The organism is Bacillus sp. L75 (genome assembly GCF_003676355.1).
In the GTDB taxonomy this organism is placed as follows: domain Bacteria; phylum Bacillota; class Bacilli; order Bacillales; family Bacillaceae; genus Bacillus; species Bacillus velezensis.
Genome location: NZ_ML064977.1, coordinates 1 through 284, shown reverse-complemented (window position 1 = coordinate 284; position 284 = coordinate 1). Strand labels below are relative to the sequence as shown.

General features: G+C 38.0%; 1 protein-coding gene. It reads right to left on the bottom strand.

Annotated features, from left to right (window positions below; translation table 11 throughout):
* Positions 1 to 284, bottom strand: a 284-nt coding sequence (locus tag D5S11_RS20035; RefSeq protein WP_164833876.1) for a hypothetical protein, incomplete at both ends; no start/stop codon positions are given.

Sequence of the window (284 nt, the reverse complement as noted above, 5' to 3'; positions counted from 1 at the left end):
CATGCCACCTTCATCAATAGGTAAAAGTAATTCAGCTTTTTCACCGTTAGAGCATTCAAATAACATACCTTGCTTTATTGACTCTCCATTATCTGACATCTCTTGCGTGAATACTGGCTTCATGTTGCTCTCTTTTGGTTGTGGTTTGGCTATCTTGCACACTTCGCGAATGCTAGAGTACCATTCTGTTTTACTACCTAGCTTAGATTGATATGTTAAAGGGGTAATATAGCTAATGTCATGTAAGTATCCGCATTCCCAATCAACACCATTATCACTAAACT